The 22,538-nt window shown below is 70.0% G+C and carries 17 protein-coding genes and 1 pseudogene; 10 read left to right on the top strand and 8 right to left on the bottom strand.

The window, feature by feature from the left end:
- Positions 1-192: 192 nt before the first annotated feature.
- Positions 193-282, bottom strand: a pseudogene (locus CRP55_RS56215) (DUF6308 family protein); the annotation flags it as partial.
- A gap of 267 nt (positions 283-549) precedes the next feature.
- Here CRP55_RS56215 and CRP55_RS15475 point away from each other — a divergent pair.
- Positions 550-3,150 (top strand): PQQ-dependent sugar dehydrogenase, encoded by a 2,601-nt coding sequence (locus CRP55_RS15475; RefSeq protein ID WP_245923008.1) that lies wholly within the window; start codon positions 550-552, stop codon positions 3,148-3,150.
- A 62-nt stretch (positions 3,151-3,212) separates the two neighbouring features.
- Entirely contained in the window at positions 3,213-4,490 is a 1,278-nt protein-coding gene (locus CRP55_RS15470) for a cytochrome P450 (protein ID WP_097320588.1), read from the top strand.
- On the opposite strand, the gene CRP55_RS15465 is transcribed toward CRP55_RS15470, so the two are convergent.
- The gene (locus CRP55_RS15465) at positions 4,487-6,052 is read right to left on the bottom strand and encodes a peptide chain release factor 3 (protein WP_097320587.1); all 1,566 of its coding nucleotides are present in this window, start codon (positions 6,050-6,052) and stop codon (positions 4,487-4,489) included. The two genes, CRP55_RS15470 and CRP55_RS15465, sit on opposite strands and share 4 nt — an antisense overlap.
- 92 nt (positions 6,053-6,144) lie before the next feature.
- Here CRP55_RS15465 and CRP55_RS15460 point away from each other — a divergent pair, with 92 nt between their 5' ends.
- Genes CRP55_RS15460 through CRP55_RS15440 form a run of 5 tightly spaced genes read left to right on the top strand, consistent with a single transcriptional unit; the run spans position 6,145 to position 11,318 of the window.
- Positions 6,145-6,687, top strand: a complete 543-nt coding sequence (locus CRP55_RS15460) for a PadR family transcriptional regulator (protein WP_097320586.1) — start codon at positions 6,145-6,147, stop codon at positions 6,685-6,687.
- Complete coding sequence (locus CRP55_RS15455) at positions 6,684-7,676, top strand: hypothetical protein (protein WP_097320585.1); 993 nt, start codon at positions 6,684-6,686, stop codon at positions 7,674-7,676. Before CRP55_RS15460 ends, CRP55_RS15455 begins: the two co-directional genes overlap by 4 nt.
- A gap of 30 nt (positions 7,677-7,706) precedes the next feature.
- Positions 7,707-8,879, top strand: coding sequence for an FAD-dependent monooxygenase (locus tag CRP55_RS15450; protein ID WP_097320584.1), 1,173 nt, complete (start codon positions 7,707-7,709; stop codon positions 8,877-8,879).
- Between the two features lie 10 nt (positions 8,880-8,889).
- Positions 8,890-9,504, top strand: a complete 615-nt coding sequence (locus tag CRP55_RS15445; protein WP_245923007.1) for a TetR/AcrR family transcriptional regulator — start codon at positions 8,890-8,892, stop codon at positions 9,502-9,504.
- A gap of 53 nt (positions 9,505-9,557) precedes the next feature.
- The gene (locus CRP55_RS15440) at positions 9,558-11,318 is read left to right on the top strand and encodes a flavin-containing monooxygenase (RefSeq protein ID WP_097320582.1); all 1,761 of its coding nucleotides are present in this window, start codon (positions 9,558-9,560) and stop codon (positions 11,316-11,318) included.
- 54 nt (positions 11,319-11,372) lie between these two features.
- On the opposite strand, the gene CRP55_RS15435 is transcribed toward CRP55_RS15440, so the two are convergent.
- Positions 11,373-11,912, bottom strand: a complete 540-nt coding sequence (locus CRP55_RS15435) for a CGNR zinc finger domain-containing protein (RefSeq protein WP_097320756.1) — start codon at positions 11,910-11,912, stop codon at positions 11,373-11,375.
- A 101-nt stretch (positions 11,913-12,013) separates the two neighbouring features.
- On the opposite strand from CRP55_RS15435, the gene CRP55_RS15430 reads away from it, so the two are divergent.
- Positions 12,014-13,006: a pyridoxamine 5'-phosphate oxidase family protein gene (locus CRP55_RS15430; RefSeq protein WP_097320581.1), complete on the top strand. Its 993-nt coding sequence runs from the start codon at positions 12,014-12,016 to the stop codon at positions 13,004-13,006.
- A 482-nt stretch (positions 13,007-13,488) separates the two neighbouring features.
- Here the strand turns inward: CRP55_RS15430 and CRP55_RS15420 are convergent, their stop codons facing one another.
- The 4 genes from CRP55_RS15420 to CRP55_RS15405 all read right to left on the bottom strand — a co-directional run bounded on the left by CRP55_RS15420 (position 13,489) and on the right by CRP55_RS15405 (position 18,331).
- Positions 13,489-14,292: a carbohydrate ABC transporter permease gene (locus tag CRP55_RS15420; protein ID WP_245923006.1), complete on the bottom strand. Its 804-nt coding sequence runs from the start codon at positions 14,290-14,292 to the stop codon at positions 13,489-13,491.
- A 78-nt stretch (positions 14,293-14,370) separates the two neighbouring features.
- A complete protein-coding gene (locus CRP55_RS15415; RefSeq protein ID WP_097320578.1) occupies positions 14,371-15,276 on the bottom strand; it encodes a carbohydrate ABC transporter permease in 906 nt (301 codons plus the stop codon).
- Position 15,277: 1 nt separating this feature from the next.
- On the bottom strand, positions 15,278-16,678 hold the full coding sequence (gene ngcE, locus CRP55_RS15410; RefSeq protein ID WP_097320577.1) for an N-acetylglucosamine/diacetylchitobiose ABC transporter substrate-binding protein: 1,401 nt from the start codon (positions 16,676-16,678) through the stop codon (positions 15,278-15,280).
- 9 nt (positions 16,679-16,687) lie between these two features.
- Positions 16,688-18,331 (bottom strand): serine hydrolase domain-containing protein, encoded by a 1,644-nt coding sequence (locus tag CRP55_RS15405; RefSeq protein ID WP_097320576.1) that lies wholly within the window; start codon positions 18,329-18,331, stop codon positions 16,688-16,690.
- Positions 18,332-18,440: 109 nt separating this feature from the next.
- Here CRP55_RS15405 and CRP55_RS15400 point away from each other — a divergent pair, with 109 nt between their 5' ends.
- Together CRP55_RS15400 and CRP55_RS15395 are read left to right on the top strand one after the other, a co-directional pair.
- Positions 18,441-20,159, top strand: a complete 1,719-nt coding sequence (locus tag CRP55_RS15400; protein WP_097320575.1) for a glycoside hydrolase family 3 protein — start codon at positions 18,441-18,443, stop codon at positions 20,157-20,159.
- Entirely contained in the window at positions 20,156-21,472 is a 1,317-nt protein-coding gene (locus tag CRP55_RS15395; RefSeq protein WP_218854485.1) for an exo-beta-N-acetylmuramidase NamZ family protein, read from the top strand. The genes CRP55_RS15400 and CRP55_RS15395 overlap by 4 nt, the downstream gene beginning before the upstream one ends.
- On the opposite strand, the gene CRP55_RS15390 is transcribed toward CRP55_RS15395, so the two are convergent.
- Positions 21,382-22,506, bottom strand: coding sequence for an N-acetylglucosamine kinase (locus CRP55_RS15390; RefSeq protein ID WP_097320573.1), 1,125 nt, complete (start codon positions 22,504-22,506; stop codon positions 21,382-21,384). The genes CRP55_RS15395 and CRP55_RS15390 overlap by 91 nt on opposite strands.
- Positions 22,507-22,538 lie beyond the last annotated feature (32 nt).

Here is a 22,538-nt window from a genome sequence, read left to right as displayed (position 1 = left end):
CCCCTCAGTTTCTGAGCCGCGAATCATGGTGGTTTGATCCAGGCCATTCTGAACCGCGCTGTCGGGGTGGACAACGGCGCTGCGGTGGCCCGCCGGGTCGCGCCAGGTGGGTGGGGACCAGCGACTAACGGAGTGCCGTCAACGATACGGTGCCGAAGCCGGGGCACGGCTTCTTGGACTTGAGCTTGGCGTTTATGCGGTGGTCGTTCTGTTGGCGAGGTGTGGCCGCTTGCGGGCCATCAGCTTGCCGGCGATCACCCAGTTCACCTTGTCCTGGGCTTTGAGTTGGCGCGCCTATGGTCGCCTCGGCGGAGGGTGGGTGTGCTGCAGTGCTCGGCCATTCGAGCTTGCCCCCATAGGGCGATCCTCGCATGGGATTCGGTGGTGTATTCATCGGTTATCGGGGTCTGTCGCAATTCTCGGCTGGGCGGAAAAGGCTGCCGGCGCTGATTTCTGACTGCTGCGAGGCCGGATCGGTGTGCGACGTTGACTGGCATGCGTGGTCGATCGTGGACGGTTGCTGCGACTCTTGTGCTTGCCGGGCTTGTCATGCCGGGGGCGCCTGCCACTGCGGCGGTCACCGCCGTCGCCAAGGTGAACTTTCAGCCGGCCGGGTCCGCCGTGCCGGCCGGATATGTCGCCGACACCGGGGCGGCTTTCGACGCCGGGCGCGGCTACGGCTGGGTGCGGCGGGGGACCGGTGAGGCCCTCGACCTCACGCGCAACACCCGGGATCGGGGGCGGGCCGGTATCGATGCGCGGCTCAACACGATCGTTCACATGCAGTACGGGGACGTGGGTGGGACCAACGGGGTGCTCACCGAGGGCGCCTGGGAGTATGCCGTCCCTAACGGCACCTATCAGGTCACCGTCTCCGTGGGGGACCAGCCCGCGTACGACAGCCGGCATACCGTCCGGGCCGAGGGTGTCCCGGCCGTCGACGGCTTTGTCTCCACCGCCGCGGCGGAGTTTCGGCAGGGGACCGCGACCGTGGCCGTCACCGATGGCCGGCTCACGATCGACGCGGTGGGTGGGACCAACACCAAGCTGAACTACGTGGAGATCACGACGGCCTTCGCCCTCAAGGTGGACTTCTCCGACGCCGCCACCGCGCCCGCGGCCGGATATGCCCGTGACTCGGGTGGGGCCTTCACCGCGGCGCGCGGCTACGGCTGGGTGGATATCGGGACGCGTGCGCCGGTCGACCTCACCGGCAACGGCCGCAACCGGAACCCGGCCGCCGGACAGGCCGATCCGCGGCTGGCCACCTTCATGCACGCCCAGCTTCCCGGCAAGACGGGGATGTGGGAGGCCGCCGTCCCGGCCGGGCTCTACACCGTGACCGTGGCCGTCGGGGACGCCGGCACCGCCGTCGACAGCACCCACTGGGTCTCCGTCGAGGACCAGAACGCCATCGCCGCCTTCGTCCCCACCTCGGCCACCAAGTTCGCCACCGCCACCCGGACCGTGCGGGTGACCGACGGTGCTCTCACGATCAGCCCGGCCGGTGGGGTCAACACCAAGTTCGCGTACGCCGACATCGCCGCCGTTCCCGGCGCGGCGACGATTCCGGCCGTGCGGGCCAGCACCCCGGCCAACGGCGCCACCAACGTTCCCGTGACCGCCAGTGTCGTCGAGGACCTCGTGCTGCCCAACGGCGGTGTCAGAGCCGCCTCCCTGACCGCCTCGACCGTCACCCTGACCCGGCTCAGTGACGGTGCCGCCGTCCCCGCGACCACCATCACCAGCGGCGGGGGAGACGTCATCAACCTCTCGCCCACCGCCCCTCTGGCGCCGCTCACCGCCTACCGCTTCAGCGTCACCAGCGGCGTCACCGACGTGACCGGCAAGCCGTTCGCCCCGTACTCCATCGTCTTCACCACCGGCAGCGGTGGCACGACCGGGCCGGTCGCCTTCGACAAAACGGTCGGCGTGGCCACCGGCGCGCCTTTCACCACCGTCGTGAAAGGACCCGACGGGCGCCTTTACGCGGGCACGCTCGACGGCCGCATCTTCCGCTTCCCCATCAATGCCGGCGGCACTCTGGGCACCCCCACGATCATCAATTCCGTGCGGGACAACGCCGGCACCACCCGCACTGTCATCGGCATGGCGTTCGACCCCGCCTCGACCGCGGCCGCCCCCATTCTCTGGGTCACCGACAACTACGAGTACGTCGGTCCGCTGAACGTCCCCGACTGGTCCGGTCGCATCGGGCGCCTCAGCGGGGCCGACCTGAACACGTACACCCCAATGGTTGTCAATCTTCCGAGGTCGGTTAAGGACCACGAGACCAATTCGCTGGCGTTCGGGCCCGACGGCGCCCTTTACGTGAGCCAGGGCGCCAACAACGCCATGGGCGCCGTCGATTCGACCTGGGGCAACCGTCCCGAGCGCCTTCTGAGCGCGGCCGTCCTGCGCCTCGATCCCGCCAAACTCACCGGGACTTTGAACGTCAAGACCGAGGAGGGCGGCACGTACGATCCGTACGCCGCCAACGCTCCTTTGACCATTCACGCCACCGGCGTACGGAATGCCTACGATCTGGTCTGGCACCGCAACGGCCATCTGTACGCGCCGACGAACGGCTCGGCCGCGGGCGGAAACACCCCCGCGACTCCGGCCACGCTCCCGGCCTCCTGTGCGCGCCGCGGCTACACCGGCCCGGCGGTTCCCGCCTTGTCCAATGTGCCCACCGCCGAGACCGACTACGTCTTCGACGTGTTGCCGGGCCGCTATTACGGCCACCCCAATCCGGTGCGCTGCGAATGGGTTCTGGCCGGCGGCAATCCGACGTCCGGCACCGATCCGTTCCAGGTCGGCGCCTATCCGGTGGGCACGCAGCCCGACCCTGATCTGCACCTCGCCGGCATCGTCGACGCCGGCCTGCACGCCTCGGCCAACGGCGCCATCGAATACCGCGGCGGCGCCCTCGACGGCAAACTGCTGGTCGTGCGCTATTCGTCGGGCCAGGACATCGAGACCTTCGACGTCAGCCCCACCGGCGCCCTCTCCAACCGGACCACCGGAATCACCGGCTTCACCGGCTTCAGCCAGCCCCTCGACATCACCCAGGATCAGACGACCGGTTTCCTGTACGTCACCGAGCTCGGCGCCTCCCGCATCACCCTGCTCAAACCGGGTCCGTGACCCCGCTCACTGCGATAGCAAGATCTCGCGACGACTATCAGGTCAGCCGTTCCCACGGGGGGATGAACAACGGCTGTCTGGAGGGCGACGTGCAGACCCGCCTGCGTGTGCTGGGCTGGATGGCCCGGCGATTCGGGGGACGCAAGCCCCGCACGATGAATCTCGAAGGCACCTTGGCGATGCTGCCCGACAGCTCGCTGTTCCCGCTCTACCGGAACGGGCTCGACCCCGTACCCGAGCTGCGGGAGAAACCGCCGGTGAGCCGGCTCCCGTTGCCGCTGGGCATCCGGGCCTGGCTGGTGACCGGCTACGAGCCGGTGCGGGCCGTGCTCGGTGACTCCAGCGCTTTCAGCAACGACTTCGGCAAGTTCGCGGCGAAGGTCGGGCTGACCGCGGGGGAGCAGCCCGGCGGGCTCGGGATGATCGACCCGCCGATGCACACGCGGCTGCGGCGGATGGTCATGCCGGAGTTCACCATGCACCGGCTGGCCCGGCTCCAGCCGCGCATCGAGGCCATCGTCGGCGACCGGCTCGAGGCGATGGCGGCCATGGACGGCCCGGTCGACCTGTTGCAGGAGTTCGCGCTGCCGGTGCCCGCGCTGACCATCTGCGAGCTGCTCGGCGTGCCGTACGAGGACCGCGACCTGGTCCAGAAGTTCAGCGCGGCCCGCTTCGACCTCGGCGACGGGGCCTACGCGCCGCTCGACGCGATAAACGAGTCCCGGGCCTACCTGCGCGACCTGGTCGCCCAGCAGCGGCGGAGGCCGGGGGACGGGCTGATCGGGTCGCTGATCGCCGCCCACGGCGACGAGCTGAGCGACCAGGAGCTGGCCGGTCTGGCCGACGGCGTGCTCACCGGCGGCCTGGAGACCAGCGCCAGCATGCTCGCGCTGGGCGCCCTGGTCCTGATGACCCAGCCCGGGCTGGCCGAGCCCTTGAGGCGGGGCGAGCCGGCCGACGCGCTGGTCGAGGAGCTGCTGCGCTACCTGACCGTGGTGCAGGTCGGCTTCCCGCGGTTCGCCGTGCGCGACCTGGAGCTGGACGGCGCCTCGATCAAGGAGGGCGACATCGTCATGTGCTCGCTGATCGGGGCCGACCGGGACGGCGTGCTCGGCCCGGGCATGGACCGGATCGACGCCGGCCGGGCCACCACCCGGTCGCACCTGGCGTTCGGGCACGGCCTGCACCGCTGCGTCGGGGCCGAGCTGGCCCGGATGGAGCTGCGCATCGCCTACCCGGCCCTGATCCGGCGCTTCCCGCAGATGCGGCCGGTGACGGACCCGGCGGCGCGCCGGGCCTCGATCGTCTTCGGCCTGGAGGCGCTGCCGGTCGCGCTTTAGTCGAGCTTCAGGTCGGGGTGGCGGCCGGCCACCGTGCGCATGCGCCACTTGTGCGGGAAGACCGCGAGCAGCGCCTCGTCCCGGACGCGGGTCATGACCTCGACGTTCGACTCGGAGCGCAGGATCTCCCGGCCGGCCGCGTCGGTGCGCGCGGCCACCTCGTACGGCAAATGGTCGAGTTGGACCTTGACCCCGAATTCGGCCTCGAGCCGGTGCGTGGCCACCTCGAACTGCATCGGGCCGACCGCGGCCAGCACCGGCGCCTGGTCGCCGCGCTGCTCGGAGCGCAGCACCTGCACGACGCCTTCGCCGTCGAGCTGCTCGATGCCACGGCGGAAACGCTTGAAGGCGGAGGTGTCATTCGTCCGTACGACCGCGAAATGCTCCGGCGGGAACGACGGCAACTGCGGGTATCGCACCTGCTCGCCCGTGTAGAGGGTGTCGCCGATGCCGAGCGAGGTCGCGTTCACGAGACCGACCACGTCGCCCGGGAAGGCCTCGTCGATGGTCTCGCGGCCGCGGCCGAAGATCTGCTGGGCGTACTTGGTGGCGAACGGCTTGCCGGTGCCGGCGTGCGTGACGACCATGCCGCGCTCGAAGCGGCCCGAGCAGACCCGCATGAAGGCGACCTGGTCGCGGTGGGCCCGGTTCATGTTGGCCTGCATCTTGAACACGAAACCGGAGAACGTGCCGTCGACCGCGTGCTGACCGCCGTCGGCGGTGGGCCGGGCGGCCGGCGGCGGGGCCAGCTCGACCAGGATGTCGAGCAGCTGCCGTACGCCGAGGTTGGCCACCGCGGCGCCGAAGAGCACCGGGGTCGAGGCCGCGGCCAGGAACGTCTTCTGGTCGTGGTCGGCCTCGGTCATGGCCAGCAGCTCGAGCTCCTCGGTGGCGGTGGCCCAGTCGGCGCCGAAGCGCTCGGCCGCCTCCTCGGGGCTCATCTCCTCCTCGATGGCCAGCTCGGCGCCGCCGGGGGAGCGCTCCATCCGGATGAAGACGCCGGTGCGGCGGTCGATCACGCCCCGGAAGTGCCCGGCGATGCCGACCGGCCAGGTCAGCGGGGTCGGCTTGAGCCCGATCCGCTGCTCGATCTCGTCCATCAGGGCGAGGGCGTCGTTGCCGGGCCGGTCCCACTTGTTGATGAAGGTCATCACCGGGATGCCGCGCTGGCGGCACACCTCGAACAGCTTCAGCGTCTGCGGCTCCAGGCCCTTGGCCGCGTCGAGCAGCATGACCGCGCTGTCGACGGCGGTCAGCACGCGGTACGTGTCCTCGGAGAAGTCGGCGTGGCCGGGCGTGTCGAGCAGGTTGATCACGACGTCGCGGTACGAGAACTGCAGGGCGGCCGAGGTGACCGAGATGCCGCGCTGCTGCTCCATCTCCATCCAGTCGGAGACGACGCCCTTGCGGTCGCCCTTGCCGTGCACGGCGCCGGCCGACCCGATCACCCGGGCGTGCAGGGCCAGCGCCTCGGTCATGGTCGACTTTCCGGCGTCCGGGTGGGAGATCACGGCGAACGTGCGCCTTCGGCCTGCTTCCAAGGCGACTGCGTTCTGACTCACGTTCTGCTCCTATTACCCGGTGGACAACCTGACGACGTTATCTCGCCCTTCATTGTGTTGCTAATAGGCGTATACGTCTATAGCGTGGAGAGGTGCCGTTGGACGCCTCCCGCAACAGCTTGGTCATGCCGTTGCTCGGCCTGCTGGTCGAGCAACCGGCCCACGCCTACGACCTCACCGCTCGCCTGCAATCGCGCTATGCGCACCTGCGCGTCACCCGCAGCACCGTCACGACGCTGCTGAAGAGCATGGAAAGGGCGGGAACGATCGCGGCCCGGCCGCCGGCCCGGGTGGAGGGTCGCCCACCGCGGACGGCGTACGAGTTGACCAGCGCGGGTGTCGCCGACTTCAGCGGCCGGATCGAAGCGGGCCTGCGTGACGCGCCACCCGCGTCCATCGATTTCGTCCTGGCCGTCTCCTACGCCGGCCTCCTCCCGGCCGTGCGGGTGGCCGCGATCCTCCAGGCCCGGGCCGACCGCCTCGCCGGCGAGACCGGCCCGCGACACGAGGAGCTTCCCGAGGTCTACATGCTGGAAGCGGATTACTGGCGGGCCGTCGTCACGGCCGAGATCGACTGGATCAGACGCCTGGCGGCGCGGATCCAGTCGCACGACATCCTCTGGCCGGCGTCGTGAAGTTCGGCATCTACCCCGGCGGGCGGGCCGGAACCATGTGTTCGTCTCCCGCCGACCAGCCCGCGATCCGGCGCCTCGTCGATGAGCTCGCCGCCGGCCGCCCCTTCGTGATCAGGGAGTACGTGCACTACTTCGGCGACGAAGCGGCTCCATGGCTCGACGCGGCACGCGAGCTGGAACAGCTGACGATGCCCGACGGGTGGTACACCGAAGGTGGCCGCGAGCTCGACCTCGTGGTCAGCTACCTGCCCGGCACCGCCGACCTCGCCGGCTGGCTGGCCTTCCTCGACCAGGTCATCGACCGGTACGGTCATCTGGCGCGGTACCTGCAGGTGACGCTCGAACCCAATTTCCCGATCCCGCTGATCGACGGCAGTTCGCCGGGAGTGCTCGACGCGCTGACGCGGGGGATCCCGTATGCCCGGGCCGTTCTGGACAGTCGCGGCCGCCACGACGTCCGGATCGGGTTCTCGGTGGCCGAGCCGGCCGAGTGGCTCGGCGGGGACGACGCGTTCTGGCGTCACCTGGCCGGCGTGCCCGAGCGCGAGTTCGCGGCCCACCTCGACTATGTCGGCCTCGCCCTCTACCCGGACGCGTTCTCGCCCGTCGCTCCCCGGGGAACTCCCGGCGATGTCGCATCCCTGACCGCCCATGCCGTGCGCCATCTGCGTGATCGCTGTCTTCCGCTCGCCCATGTCCTTTCGACCGTCCCGATCCACATCGTCGAGAACGGATCGCCCAGTGGGGCACCCCGCACGGAAGACGGCCAGTCGCAGTCGGTGTCCGACATGATCCGCACGATTGTCGAACTCGAGACCTCGGCGAACATCGCGCTGTACGAGTTGTTCAGCCTCCGCGACGCCGACAGCGGCTCCCCCAAGCCCCTCGGCAGCCTGGGCCTGGTCACCGACGGCTACCGGCCCAAGAGCGCCTTCACCGTGTACCGCGACCTGATCAGGGAGGCCGGATTGTCCGCTACCCGGCAGTGACGCCCTCACCGGCGGTGAACTATCAGGGTTATGGCCGGTCCGTTGTCGGTGGGTGTCGTCGGTGGAGGCGTCGGCGGGCTGTCGGCCGCGCTGAGTCTGCTCCGGGCGGGCCTGGACGTGCACGTGTACGAGCAGTCGTCCCGGCTGTCCGAGGTCGGCGCCGGGGTGCAGGTCAGCCCGAACGCGTCGCGGGTGCTGCACGGGCTCGGGCTGGCCGGTGCGCTCGCCGCCACCGGCGTGCGGCCGCTGGCCTGGCATCAGCGCCGGTGGGACGACGGGCGGACCTTGCTGCGGGCCCCGCTGGCCGAGGCGTCGTTCCCGCACTATCAGATGCACCGGGCCGACCTGCTGAGCGCGCTGGCCGCCGCGCTGCCGGCCGACCGGATCCACCTGGGGCGGCGTCTCAGCGGCGTCGCCCAGGACGACGACGGGGTGGACGCGACGTTTCAGGGCGGTGAGCGGGCCCGGTTCGACGTGCTGGTGGGCGCGGACGGCATCCACTCGACGGTGGCCCGGCTGCTGCTCGGGCCGGGCGAGGCCCGGTTCACCGGCTGTGTCGCGTACCGGGCCGTCGTACCGGCCGAGCGCCTGCGCCATCTGGACCTCGAGGTGACCGCGCAGATCTGGATGGGCCCGGGCCGGCACTTCGTGCACTACTTCATCAGCGGCCGGCGGTCGGTCAACTTCGTGGCGGTGGTCGAGCAGGACCGCTGGACGCGCGAGTCGTGGACGGACCGGGCGGCGGTGGCCGACGTGCGTGAGGCCTTCGCCGGGTGGCATCCGCAGGTCCAGGAGATCATCGGCGCCGCCGGCGAGATGTACGTGTGGGCGTTGTTCGACCGGCCGCCCCGCCCGGCCTGGTCGCGCGGGCGGGTGACCCTGCTCGGCGACGCCGCCCACGCGATGCTGCCGTTCATGGCCCAGGGCGCCGCGCAGGCCGTCGAGGACGGCGCCGCCCTGGCCTCGTTGCTGTGCAAGGCGCCGGACGTGGCCGGGGCTCTCACGGCGTACGAGCGGATCCGGCTGCCCCGGACTTCGCGTCTTCAGGAGATGTCGGCCGGCAACAAGACCCGGTTCCACCTGCCGGACGGTGAAGCGCAGCGCGAGCGGGACAGTCAGATGGCGGCCGGCTCGCGGTCCTGGTCGTTCAACGCCCTGGACTGGCTGTACGAGCACGATGCCGCGGCCGCGCCCCGTCGGTAGGCTCCCCGGGGTGAGCGGGACCAGAGCGCACCTCCTCGCCGCGGCCGAGCGGCTCTTCGCCGAGCACGGCGTCTTCTCGATCTCCAACCGGCAGATCAGCGAGGCCGCGGGTCAGGGCAACACGGCCGCCGTCGGCTATCATTTTGGGTCAAAAGCCGATTTGGTACGGGCAATAGTGCGCCACCACTCGACGCCGACCGAGGAGCTCCGCGCCGCGCTGCTGACCCGCTTCGACGGCAGCACCGTTCTCCGCGAGCGGGTCGCGTGCCTGGTCCTGCCGTACACCCAGCACCTGGCCTCTCTCGGGACCCCCAGCTGGTACGGCCGCTTCGCCGCCCAGCTGATGACCGAGCCGAAACTGCGGGAGCTGGCCGCGGCCGAGGTCGGCGAGGCCCCGGCCCTGCGCGCGGCCACCGAGGCCGTGCACGCCTGCCTGCCCGGGCTGCCCGACCGGGTCCGCCGCGAGCGCGACGACATGGCGCACACCCTGATCGTCCATTTCTGTGCACAGCGTGAACGGTCGATGACCCCCGAGTGGCCGTCGGCGGCGAGCGGACTGATCGATGCGGTTCAAGGGCTCTATCAGGCCCCGTACACCTCCCTAGAAGTCAATCAGTTGGTTTAATCTTGGGCCCCGGCTGGTCTCCACTCCGGACGGTCTCCGCGAAAGGGCCCCGCATGTTCCCCTCCTCCCCCCACCGTTACTCCACCGAGGAGCTGGAGTGGCTGCGCTCCCGCTACCGGCGGGAACGGGATCGCCGCATCCGCGACGAGGGCAACGCCCAGTACCGGCGGGCCTCCGGCGACATCGCCACCGACCCGTACACCGAGCGGGCCGAGCGCTCCCCGCTCAGCGACCGGGTCGAGGCGCTGGTCATCGGCGGCGGCTTCGGCGGCCTGCTGGCCGGCGCCCGGCTGCGCCAGGCCGGCGTGCGCGACCTGCGGATGGTCGACGAGGGCGGCGACTTCGGCGGCACGTGGTACTGGAACCGCTACCCCGGCGTCCAGTGCGACATCGAGGCCACCGTCTACATGCCGCTGCTGGAGGAGGTCGGCTACGTCCCCAAGTGGCGCTACGCCCCCGGCGACGAGATCCGCGGCCACGCCGTCGCGATCGCCAAGCAGTTCGAGTTGTACGCCGACGCGCTGTTCCACACCAAGGTGACCGAGCTGCGCTGGGACGACGAGGCGGCCGAGTGGGCGGTGACGACCGACCGCGGCGACAGTTTCCGTACGCGCTATGTGGTCATCTCCTCCGGCACCCTCACCCAGCCGAAACTCCCCGGCATCCCGGGCATCGACGAGTTCGCCGGCCACCTCATGCACACCAGCCGCTGGGACGCCTCGTACGACCTGACCGGCAAGCGGGTGGCCGTGGTCGGCACCGGCGCCAGTGGCATCCAGGTGATTCCCCAGATCGCCGAAAAAGCTTCCCAGCTGTACGTCTTCCAGCGCACCCCGTCGTCGGTGGACGTCCGTGACAACCGCCCGATCGACCCGGCGTGGGCCGAGACCCTGAAGCCGGGCTGGCAGCAGGAGCGGATGGAGAACTTCCTGACGCTGGTCACCGGCGGCCACGTGGCGGAAGACCTGATCAACGACGGCTGGACGGCCACGGCCGCCCTCCAGCGCCAGATGCTGACCGGCACGGTCGACCCGACGATCTCGGCCGAGGACCGGGCGTTCCTCGACGAGCGGGCCGACTTCCGCAAGATGGACGAGATCCGGGCCCGGGTCGCCTCGGTGGTCGAGGACCCGGAGACGGCGGAGAAGCTGAAGCCCTGGTACCGCTACATGTGCAAGCGCCCGACGTTCAGCGACGACTACCTGCCGGCCTTCAACCGCCCGAACGTCACGCTCATCGACACGGCCGACTCGGGCGGCATCACGGCGATGACCCCGTCGGCCGTCGTGGTGGGCGAGGCCTCGTACGAGGTCGACTGCGTCGTGCTGGCCACCGGCTTCGAGACGGGCATCTCCGGGGTGCTTTCGGGGACCCTTCCGGTGTACGGCCGGGGTGGCCTGCCGCTGCTCGGGCACTGGCGCAACGGTCCCCGCACCCTGCACGGCTTCGCCAGCCACGGCTTCCCCAACCTGTTCCACATGGGCTCGTTGCAGAACGCGGCCGCGGTCAACTTCACCCACGTGCTGCAGGAGCAGGCCACCCACATCGCGGAGATGGTGGCCGAGGCGTCCCGGCGCGACGCCCACCGCATCGAGCCGACGGCCGAGGCCGAACAGGCGTGGGTGGCCATGATCCGCGAGACGGCCCCGAACAACTTCGACTTCCAGTCGGAGTGCACCCCCGGTTACTACAACGGCGAGGGAAAGCCCCGCCCGGTCAACAATTCGTTCGGCCCCGGCCCGGTCGTCTTCCACGACCTGCTGCGCACGTGGCGCACGTCGGGCGGGATGGACGAGGTCATGCACAGCGCCTGACCGTCGCTCCCGGGGTGGCCCTTCCCGGCCACCCCTTGCGCCGGCCCGCTCGTCTCAGCGGCTGTCGCGGTGGCGTGCGTACTTGGCGCGGTTTCCGCAGGCCGCCATCGAACACCAGCGCCGGGCGCCCGCCTTGGACACGTCGTAGAAGCGCAACCGGCATTCCGGATTGGCGCACTTCCGGATCCGCCCCGGGTCCCGCTCCAGCAGCAGCAGATAGCCCTCGGCGGCCCGCCACGCGGCCTGCCAGCCGGGCGTGTCCGTCTCGAGCACGTTCTCCGGCCCGTTCGCCCCGAGCCGCCGCCGGAAGTGACCGTGGCGCAGCGTCTCGTTCAGCAAAGCCCGCGACCGCACCGGGTCTCGCACCTCGGGCTGCACCAGCTCGAACAACGCCTCCCGGGTCTCCAGCAACGCGTCGAGCGTCTCTTGCGTCTCCGGCACCCTGAGCCCGTTCGTGGCCAGCCAGATCCCCAGCCCGCCCGGGCGCCCGAGCAGGTCGTGCTCTGTGCCGTCGTCGTCGGTCCACCGCGTGTTCAGCAGATCGAGCGGCAAGGGCTCGCCGGTCAGGGGGCGCGGATCATCGTCGGTGCTCATCGACGCCATCGTAACCCTTGAAACGGCGTTCTCCGGTTGACACCCTCGTCCGTAACCGCTAAAGTTCCGTTTACCGGTTGGACGACGTCAGGGGGAACGCTGTGACCCGCTACCACCGCGGCGAGCTGATCGCGCAGAAACGGGCCGGCCTGCTCGACGAGGCCGCCCGCCTCACCGGCATGTTCAACACGGAGATCCCCTGGGCGGCCGCCGCCTTCCTGGCCGCTCAGCCGATGATCGTCCTCGGCGCCACCGACACCCGCGGCGACGTCTGGGCCACGATGCTGACCGGCGCCCCCGGCTTCATCAGCGCCACCGGTGTCTCAACGATCGACATCGCCGCCGCGACGACGCCCGGCGACCCGCTCGAGGAGGCGCTGTCCGCCCCGGCCCCGGTGGGCCTGATCGCCATCGAGCCCGGCACCCGCCGCCGCCTCCGCATGAACGGCACAGCCCACCCGACGCCGGCCGGCCTGCGGATCGAGCTCGCCCAGATCTACGGCAACTGCCCGAAGTACATCCAGAAACGCCGCCCGATGCTCGCGCCGGCGACCCCGGGCGTCGCCCGCGCCGGCGTCACGCTGACAGCCGAGGAGAGCGCCTTCATCGGCCAGGCCGACACGTTCTTCGTGGCCACCGCCGACCCGGACGGCAACACCGACGCCTCCCACCGGGGCGGCAACCCCGGCTTCCTCCAAGCGCTGAGCCCCACCCACCTGCGCTGGCCCGACTACTCAGGCAACTCGATGTTCAACACGTTCGGCAACCTGGAGCTCAACCCGCGGGCCGGCCTCCTGATACCGGACTGGCCCACAGGCACCTTGCTCCACCTGTCCGGCACCGCGATCGTCGACTGGAACCCCACCCACGCCGAGGCGGTCCCGGGCGCCGAGCGCTTGGTCGACTTCACCGTCGAGCACGTCGTCCGCATCGACAACGCTTCGCCCTTGCGCTGGACCACACCGGAGCCCTCCCGCTTCAACCCACCCACCCATTCGACGAATAGGCCGGCAACCCCGGGCCCCCTGCCGGCGGTCAGAACGGGCCCACGCGGAAACCGGGCCAGCCGATCTCGGCGCGCCACTGAGCGGTGATCGGGATGTCGCGGAGAGCGCGATCAGGCGCCCCTCGCGGTCGAGCGTCTTCCAGCACGGCGAGCCCAGCGGGTAGGTCTCGTGGACCGTCATCCTGCCCTTCCCCGTGGTGAACAGCCCGTTGGCGTACGTGCCGGTGCGCTTCTCCGGGCGGATCCGCCGCGTCGATTCTCCGCATCGTCTCGTCTCGACCAGGCCTTCCACCGCGGCGACCGTGCAGGACGGCTCGGAGCGCAGCGTCACCTCCAGCTCGTCCGCGTCGGGGAGTGAGCGGGCGGCGCAGCGAGACGACGGCCCAGCGCAGGTGCCCGCGATCAGGCCGGCGCGCTTCTCCGGGTCGTCGGCCGCCAGAATCGACTTGGGCTCGGCCAAGGGAATGCCGAGCTTGCGGATGCCACGTTGACTCTCTCCCTACTCGAGGGTCCAGCCTTGGCTCATGAGCGAGTCGCTGGCGGGGGCGCCGGGCTTTTCGGGGTCGAGCTTCAGCGGAGTTGGCCGGCGGCCAGGCCGGACTGGACCTGGCGGTGGAAGAGGAGGTAGCCGGCTATGACGGGGAGCATGGCTATGGTCATGCCGGCGAACAGGCCGCTGAAGTCGCCGCGGTAGCCCTCGTTGACGGCGAGGGCGGTCAAACCCTGGGCCAGCACCCACTTCTTCTCCGCGCCCTCGCCCTGCATGAGCACGATGGGCAGGACGTACTGGTTCCACTGGAACAGGAAGTTGAAGATGCCGACGCTGACCAGGCCGGGGCGGGCCATCGGCAGCATGACGCGGAAGAACAAGCCGAAGTGGCCGCAGCCGTCGACCATCGCCGCCTCGGCCACCGAGGTGGGCAGGGTGCGGAAGAAGGCGGTCAGGAAGAAGACCGTGAAGGGTAGCGAGTATGCGGCGTACACCAGCGTCAGGCCGGGCAGAGTGCCGAGCATTCCCAGATTGCGTACGACGAAGAACAGCGGCACCAGCGCCAGGAAGACCGGGAACATCATGCCGCCCACGAAGGCGAAGTAGACGATCCGGCGCCCGCGGAACCGGTAGCGGGCCAGCACGTACGCGGCCATGGCGCCGAACAGCATGGTCAGGGTGAGGGCGCCGGTGACCACGATGGCGCTGTTCAGGAAGTAGCGGCCGATGTGGGCCTCGTTCCAGGCCCGCTCCCAGTTCTCCCAGCGCAGCCGCGACGGCAGGCTCCACGGGTCGGTGAGGATCTCGGTGTCGCTCTTGAACGAGCTCAGCACCGCCCACAGCAGCGGCAGCGTGGTGAGCAGCGCCCACCCCGCCAGGAACATATGCGATAAAATGGGCGGCCGGGATTTGACCGGTGGAGGCGATAAAACCGGCGTAGAGGGCCGGGTGAGAACAGCCATCTACAACTCCACCCGCTCGCGCCGGGTCACCCGCAGGAACATGGCGGCAACGGTGAGCGTCAGGAAGAACATCGCCACCCCGATCGCCGACGCATAACCGAACTGCCCGTCGGCGAAAGCCGTCTTGTAGAGCCGCAACCCCACCACATCCGACGACGAGGACGGCCCGCCGTCGGTGATGATCTGCACGATGGCGAAGCCGTCGATCGCGATGATGGCCAGGTAGACCCAGGCGACCTGGATCGTGTCCCACACCAGCGGCACGGTCAGCCGGACCAGCGTGGTGAGCCGGCCCGCCCCGTCGAGCAGCGCCGCCTCGTACAGGTCGCGCGGTATGGATTGCATGGCGGCGCTGAACAGGACCACGTAGAAGCCCACGTTCATCCAGATCATCACGGCCATCACGCACCAGAACGAGAACCGCGGATCGCCCAGCCACGCCACCGCCAGCCCGTCGAGCCCGACCGCCCGGAGGAAACCGTTCACCATGCCGGTGTGCGGCGCGTACATCTCCTTCCACAGCACGCCGACGATCGCCACCGACAGCACCTGCGGAAAGAAATAGACGACCCGATAAAAACCAGCGCCGCGTACGCCGTGCACGCCCACCCGGTCGGCCCGCCCGCCCACGCTGATCATCGAGGCGAAGAAGAGGCCGAGCAGGATCGTCACCACCGGCAGCAGCACGAGCAGTAATCCGTTGTGCCGCAACGCGTTCCAGAAATAGCCGTCGCTCAGCAGGCGCTGGAAATTGTCCAGGCCGACGAAGTCGTACGTGGGGGAGAGCCCGCTCCAGTTCGTCCCCGCGATCTGGAACGCCTGCGCGTACGGGGACACGACGAAAATCCCGTACAGCAGAAGGGGTGGAATCAGGAAGACGGCGATGAACAGGCGCTTGCCGGGCACGTCAGGACCGCTTGTACTTCTTGATCGCGGGGTCCTGGGCGAACTCGTCGGCCGACTTCTGGATTTTGTCGCACCACTGGGCGGCGGTGATGCGCTTGGCGTAGAGCTCGGCGCTGGCCGCGTCGACCCGTTCCCGTTCGAGCTTGCGGTAATACGACGAGTAGAGCCAGGTGAAGGCCGTTCCCTTGGACGCGTCGATCAGCTTGGTCACCGAGGTCAGGCCCGGGCCGAGCTCGATTCCGGCGCTGGAGCCCTGCACGGCGGTGAGGCTGCTGACCTTGCGGGTGAAATCGGAGGCGCCCTTCTGCGACAGCATGACGCGCAGATATTCGAGGCCGCCGCGGACGTTCTTGCCTTTGGACGGCACGACGAACGGCTCGCTGCCGGTGCCGCGGAAGGCCTCGTACGGCATCTTGTCGCTCGTGGTGAGCGAAGGCGTCGGCGCCACCGCCATCCGGAAATCGGGCGGGGTGACGGCTTTCTGCTCGTTCTCCAGCCACGATCCGCAGGAGACGAAGGCGGCTTTGCCCCGGCACCACTCGGTCTGCGATTGGACGTGGTCCATGCCCTCGGCGCCCGGCTGGAGGAAACCGTCGACGGCCAATTGGTAGTACGCCTCGGCGGCCGCCTTGACCGCGTCGTGCTTCCACGCGTTCGGCTCGAGGTTGTCGATCGCCTTGATGACCTCTATGCCGCCCATCTTCCCGGCGGCGGCGAGAATCGGCCAGCTCATGTAGCGCGAGTGCTTTCCCGGATAGGTCCAGGGCGCGATGCCGGCCGCCTTGATCTGCTTGCACAGGGCGATCATGTCGTCCCAGGTCTTCGGATACGCCCATCCCTTGGCGTCGAAGAGCTTCTGCGAATACCAGATGCCGTACGCGGAATAGGCGTAATTCAACGACAGGAACTTCCCGTCGTACGAGCCGACGTCGACGATGCCCGGAAGCAGCGTGTCCCGCACCTTTTTGTTGGGGTCGTCGAGGCTGGGCGCGTCCAGAAGCTCGCCCAGGTCGGCCAGCGCGCCCTGCGACACGAGCCCGTTGAAGTCGATCTGGCTGCCGCCGGAGTTGTTCACCACGTCGGGCGGATCCCCGGCCACGAAACGCGGTTGCAGCGTCTCGGCGATCTGCTGGGTGGCCGAGTGCTTGATCTCGGCCTTGGGGTGGAGTTCCTTGTACATGGCCTCGTGCGCCTTGGCGTAGTCCTCACCGAAGCCGCCGTTGAAGATGACGACCTCGAGCGGCGCGTCCTCCTTCACGCCGAGCGGGTTGCTCGCGCTCACCGAGCCCTTGGCGTCGTCCTCGGAGTCGCCGCCGCCCATCGCGCATCCGCCGAGCGCGCTCGCGGCGGTGACGCCCGCCGCGCCCTGGAGAAGCCCGCGCCGGCTGATCGTGTGTTCCATGCTCGGCTCCTAAGCGTTAGGTGACGGGGCGTTCGGTGACGGATTCCAGCCGTCGGCGATCAGGGCGGTGCGGCCGTCGACGAGAATCGCGCCGGGCTCGGTTACCCGCAGCCGGTCGAGAAGGACGCCGCGCCCCTGCGAATCCGCGTCGGTTCGATAGATGAAGCGCACGTGGGTCGTGCCCGCCGGAATGGCGACGGTGACCGGCCACCAGCGGCGCCCACCGAACCCGCTGAGGCTCAGGGATGAGGGAGTCCACACCACGCCGTCGGTCGATGACTCGAGGCTCAGGATGTCGGAGAGCGGCTCCGTGTCGTACCACAAATTGAATGAAGCCTTCGCCCGCTCGCCCGCCGCATGCCGCAGAGGGGCGGTCAACGTCATGGTGGCGTTGTCAATCGTCTGGGTCCGCCAGTCCGCTTTGAGGGGATGAGAGGCGGCAAATGTACGGGCGAGAGCGCGCCGTGCGACATTGTTGCTTCCCCAGGCGCGGTCCGGGTGGACCCGATTGCTGAGCAGAATGAGGAACGACTGGTCGAGCGGGTCGATGACGACCGACGTGCCGGTGAATCCGGTGTGCCCGAAGGTGACCGGCGAGGTCATCCCGTCCATGTACCAGTACTTGGACAGCTCGAAGCCGAGCCCGCGCGCGCTTTCCGGGTTTTGTTCCATCAGGTCGGCGTTGTAGTTGACCAGCGCCCGCCGGACCATTGCCTCGGAGAGGATCCGCTTTCCCTTGTAGATGCCGCCGTTGAGCAGCGTCTGGCACAGAATGGCGAGATCGTCCGCGGTGGAGAAGACGCCCGCGTGCCCGGCCACGCCGCCGAGCGACCAGGCGTTCTCGTCGTGAACCTCACCCCAGACCAGACCGCGATTGACGTACGGCTGGTATTCGGTCGCCGCGATGCGGGCTTTCAGGGCCGCATCCGGGTTGTAGCCGGTGTCGCGCATGCGCAGCGGGCCGGTCACCCCGTCGCGGACGGCCCGGTCGAGCGTCTTTCCGGTCACGCGCTCGACCATTACGCCGAGCGCGATCAGCCCGATGTCGGAGTAGACGTATTTCCGGCCGGGCGTGATCGGCGTGGCCAGCGCGGCCGCGATGCGCTCCTCGGGCGTCGCGTACAGCGAATAGAACGGCAGGAAGGCCGGCAGTCCGGACGTGTGCGTCAGCAATTGCTTGATGGTGACGGCCTCTTTGCCGCCGGCCGCGAACTCCGGGACGTAGCTCGCGACCGGCGCGTCCAGATCGACCCGGCCCCGCTCGGCCTGTTGCAGCACGACGATCGTGGTGAACAGCTTGGAGATCGAGGCCAGGTCCCACAGCGTGTCGGTGCGGGCCGCGATGCGCTGTGGCGGGGGAAGCTCGGTCGGGCCCGCGGCGTAGCGGACCGCGTCACCGACCGCGAAGCGCGACACCACGACTCCGTGGTGGGCGGCGAGCACGGTGGCGCCCGCGTACGTGGGGTGATCGGGGTGGTCGGCCGTGGGTCGTAAATATGACTCGGCGATGCCGGGCAGGGCGGCGATCGGGCCCGGCAACAGGCCGGCCGAGCGCGCCGTGCCGGGGCGCAGCACGTCGTGCCGGAACTGGATGTCGGCCGGTGTGACCAGGCACGCCACCAGGCAGAGTGGGGCGACGAGAGCTGTGATCATCAACGCTCCTCAATACGTCGATTCGTCGAGGATGGATGTTTCCTTCGTGACTTGCAAGAGGGGCGAAGGTTATTGCCATCGCACCGTGACCCGGCTACCTTCCGACAACATGCGAACGCGTTCGGTCGCTTTTCTCGCTCTCGCCGCCCTCGGGGTGCCCGCCGCCGGAGTGCCGACGGCCTCGCCGGTCGAGGCCACGCTGGCCCGCATGACGCTGCCGGAGAAGGTCGGGCAGCTCTTCACCACGTACGTCTACGGCAGCGACGCCGCAACACCTTCGAGCGAAAATCAGCGGTTGTACGGCGTGAGCACACCGGCCGAGGTCGTCGCCAAGTACCACCTCGGCGGGGTCATCTACTTCGCGTGGACGAACAGCCTGCAGAACCCGCGGCAGATCGCCACGCTCAGCAACGGGCTCCAGGCGGCCGCCACCGGCGTGCCACTGTCGATCTCGACCGACCAGGAGCACGGCGTGGTGACCCGGATGCCGGCGCCGGCCACGCAGTTCCCGGGCGGAATGGCGCTCGGTGCCGGGCGCAACCCGGCCGACGCCTATCGGACCGGGCAGGTGACCGGGGCCGAGCTGCGGGCCGTGGGCATCACCCAGGCCTGGGCGCCGGACGCGGACGTCAACGTCAACCCGGCCAACCCGGTGATCGGGGTGCGGTCGTTCAGCAGTGACCCGCGGCTGGCGGCGGCGCTCACGGCGAGCCAGATCCTCGGGTTGCAGACCGGGGCGAACACGTCGGCCGCGGCCAAGCACTTCCCGGGCCACGGCGACACGGCTACGGACAGCCACACCGGACTGCCGGTGATCAACCACAGCCGCGCCGAGTGGGACAAGATCGACGCGCCGCCGTTCAAGGCGGCCATCGCGGCCGGGGCCGACGCGATCATGAGCGCGCACATCGTGGTGCCGGCGCTCGATCCGTCCGGCGACCCGGCCACCCTCTCCAAGCCGATCATCACCGGGCTGCTGCGGGGCGAGCTCGGCTATCGCGGGGTGGTCGTGACGGACTCGCTGGAGATGGCCGGGGTGCGGCAGAAGTACGGGGACGAGCGGGTGCCGGTGCTGGCGCTGAAGGCCGGCGTGGACATGCTGCTGATGCCGCCGAACATGCAGGTGGCATACGACGCGGTGCTCGCGGCGGTGGCGTCGGGGGAGCTGACCGAGGCCCGGATCGACGAGTCGGTGCGCCGGATCCTGAAACTCAAGCAGAAGCGCGGCCTGCTGTCGTGGCAGCCGGTCGACCCGGCGGCGGCTGAGCGCACCGTCGGATCGGCCGCTCACCTGCGGGTCGCGCAGTCGGTCACCGACCGCACGATCACGGCGGTCCGCAACGACGACGGGCTGCTGCCCTTCGCGCGCGGTAGGTCCGTGCTGGTGACGGGGTGGAACTCCAGCGCCACCGACAACATCGGGGTCCTCGCCACGGCGCTCGGCGGTACCCCTCTGGTCACGGGCGTGCCCAACGACGCGAAGATCGCGGAAGCGGTAGCGGCGGCCGGTGCGCACGACCTCACGGTGGTGCTCACCAGCCGGGCCTGGGACACCACGACGGCCGATCCCGGTGGCCGGCAGCAGGCGCTGGTCCGGGCCCTGGTGGCGACCGGCAAGCCGGTGATTCTGGTGGCGGTCCGCGATCCGTACGACGTCGCCGCGCTGCCCGAGGCTCGCACGTCCCTGGCGACGTACAGCTATTCGGTCGCCTCCATGCAGTCCCTGGCGAAGGTGCTGCTCGGCACGCTGCCGCCGCGGGGCAAGCTCCCGGTCGAGATCCCCGGCGCCTATCCGTTCGGGCACGGCCTGACCTGGAGCGTCCGGTGAGACGCCGGTCGGTGCTGGCCGCGGCCGGGGTTGCGGCGGTCTCCTTTCCCGGCGCCGCCGCCGCGTCATCCCCGGCTGTCGCGAGGGTGCGGACCGGCATGGACCGACTTGCCGCCGCGAATTGGGAGACCCTCCAAGGTCAGCGCGTCGGTGTCGTGTCCAACCCGACCGGGGTGGACCGTGACTACCGGCATCTGGTCGACCGGATGCACGAGGACGGCGTGACGATCGGCGGGGTCTTCGGGCCCGAGCACGGCTTCCGCGGCTCGGCGCAGGCCGGTGGCAGCGAGGGCACCGGCGTCGACGCACGCACCGGGCTGATCGTCTACGACGCGTACCTGGCCTCGCTCGAGCAGTGGATCTCGATGTTCACCGCCTCGGCGGTACGCACTGTCGTCTTCGACATCCAGGACGTCGGTGCGAGGTTCTACACCTACATCTACACGCTGTACGACTCGATGGCCGCGGCCGCCCGGCTCGGGCTGCGCTACGTGGTGCTGGACCGGCCGAACCCGATCGGCGGGCGCGCCCACGGCCCGATGATGACCGACGGCTACACGTCCGGGGTGGGCCGGCTGAAGATCGTGCAGCAGCACGGCCTGACGGTCGGCGAGCTGGCCCGCTTCTACAACGGCGAGTTCCTGTCCGGCGCCGTCGACCTCCAGGTGGTCGCCTGCCGGGGCTGGCACGGCCGCCTGCACGCCGCCGACACCGACGTCCCCTGGGTGCTGCCCAGCCCGAACATGCCCACCCCGGACACGGCCGAGGTCTACCCCGGCACCGGCATGTTCGAGGGGGTGTCGTCCCTGTCCGAGGGCCGCGGCACGACCCGCCCGTTCGAGCTGATCGGCGGACCCGGCTTCGACTATCACTGGGGCGACCGGGTGAGCGCGCAAGGCCTGCCCGGCGTCGAGTTCCGCGAGGCCTACTTCACTCCCACCTTCAACAAGTTCACCGGCGTCCTGTGCGCCGGCGTCGAGGTGAAGGTGACCGACCGGTCCACCTTCGAACCGATCCGCACGGCGGTGGCCATGCTGGTCGAAGCCCGGAAGGAACCGGCCTTCGCCTGGCGTCTCGACGGCGCCCGCTACTGGATCGACCTGCTGACCGGCTCCCCGCGCCTGCGCACCATGATCGACGCCGGCGCGACGACCGCCGAGGTGAACGCCGCCTGGGCGGGGGAGCTGGCCGCGTTCGACAAACAGCGCCGCCCGTACCTGCTCTACCCGCGGTCGGGCGTGCGCTCATCGTCGTCCGGAACCGACTCGCTCTTTGCCGGGAGCGGCTCGCTTTCTTCCGGACCAGGCTCGTGACGGCTGCCAGTCAGCCGACGGTGCACCACCGGCGGCACGGGGATGCCGGTGAGGCGGCCGATCGCCAGGGCAGCGGCCCCACCGGCGCCGTCGAGCGCCGCCCGGGGCCGCACCACCCCACGAGCCTCGAGGCCGGCGCGAACAGCACGGCCCACCGGACCGGGCCCGAGCAGCACGGACCCGGCCAGCACCACGGCAGCGCCGGGTGGCGGCCCGACGCTGTCGTAGGTGTGCAACAGCCGCCGAGCCGCCTCCTCGCAGATCCGCCCGGCCACGGCATCCCCGCCGTCAGCCGCCGCGCTGACCGCCGGCGCCAGCCCTCCCAGCGCCGCCGGCGCCACCGCGAACCCCACAGCCAACAGCTCCTGCGCCAGGCGCTCAGCCCCAACGCTTCCGGCCACCACTTGTTCTCCAGCGGCGTCCTCTTCTGCGGGAGCTGCCGCCTCGTGAGGGTTGCCGCCCACCTCCACACCGAAGTGGCGGTGGGCGGCTCTCACCAGGCTCGTCCACTCGCCTCGGCCGTCCAGCGCGGCGAGGGCGGCGCGGAGCGCCTGTATGCCTATCCAGACGGCGGAGCCCTCGTCGCCGAGGAGCCAGCCGTAGCCGTCGCAGCGGCGTTGCACGGTGCCGCCGATGAAGCGGGCGGCCAAGGCGCCGGTACCGGAGAGCAGGAGCACGCCGTCGGGGGCGGTGGTGCCCGCCGCGTACGCCACCTCCAGATCTGTCACCGTGACCACCTCGCCGGTCAAACCGGCAGTCCGCCAAGCCTGAATCGCGGCGGCCCGGAACGCCTCCCGGCCCGCTCCCGCCGACCCCGCCGCGCCGAGCACGCCGAGGCGTACGTCCGCGCGGTCGACTGTGGCCGACGCTTCGGTGAGCGCCGCCGCCAAGGCCGCGCTGATCTCACCACTGCTGCTGTTGCGGTTGGCGCCGCCGGACGTGCCCCGGCCCACCACCGCGCCGTCAAGCGTGGCTATCACGCATCTTGTCGTCGTGGCGCCCGCGTCGAGGCCGGCGACCAGCGTTGCGCTCATAGTTCGGTGACCGTACCTTGCCCGTGGAGACA

Origin of the sequence: Paractinoplanes atraurantiacus (genome assembly GCF_900215205.1) — a bacterium.
In the GTDB taxonomy this organism is placed as follows: domain Bacteria; phylum Actinomycetota; class Actinomycetes; order Mycobacteriales; family Micromonosporaceae; genus Actinoplanes; species Actinoplanes atraurantiacus.
Note: the sequence above shows the minus strand (reverse complement) of the source record. Positions and strands in the feature narration are given on the sequence as shown.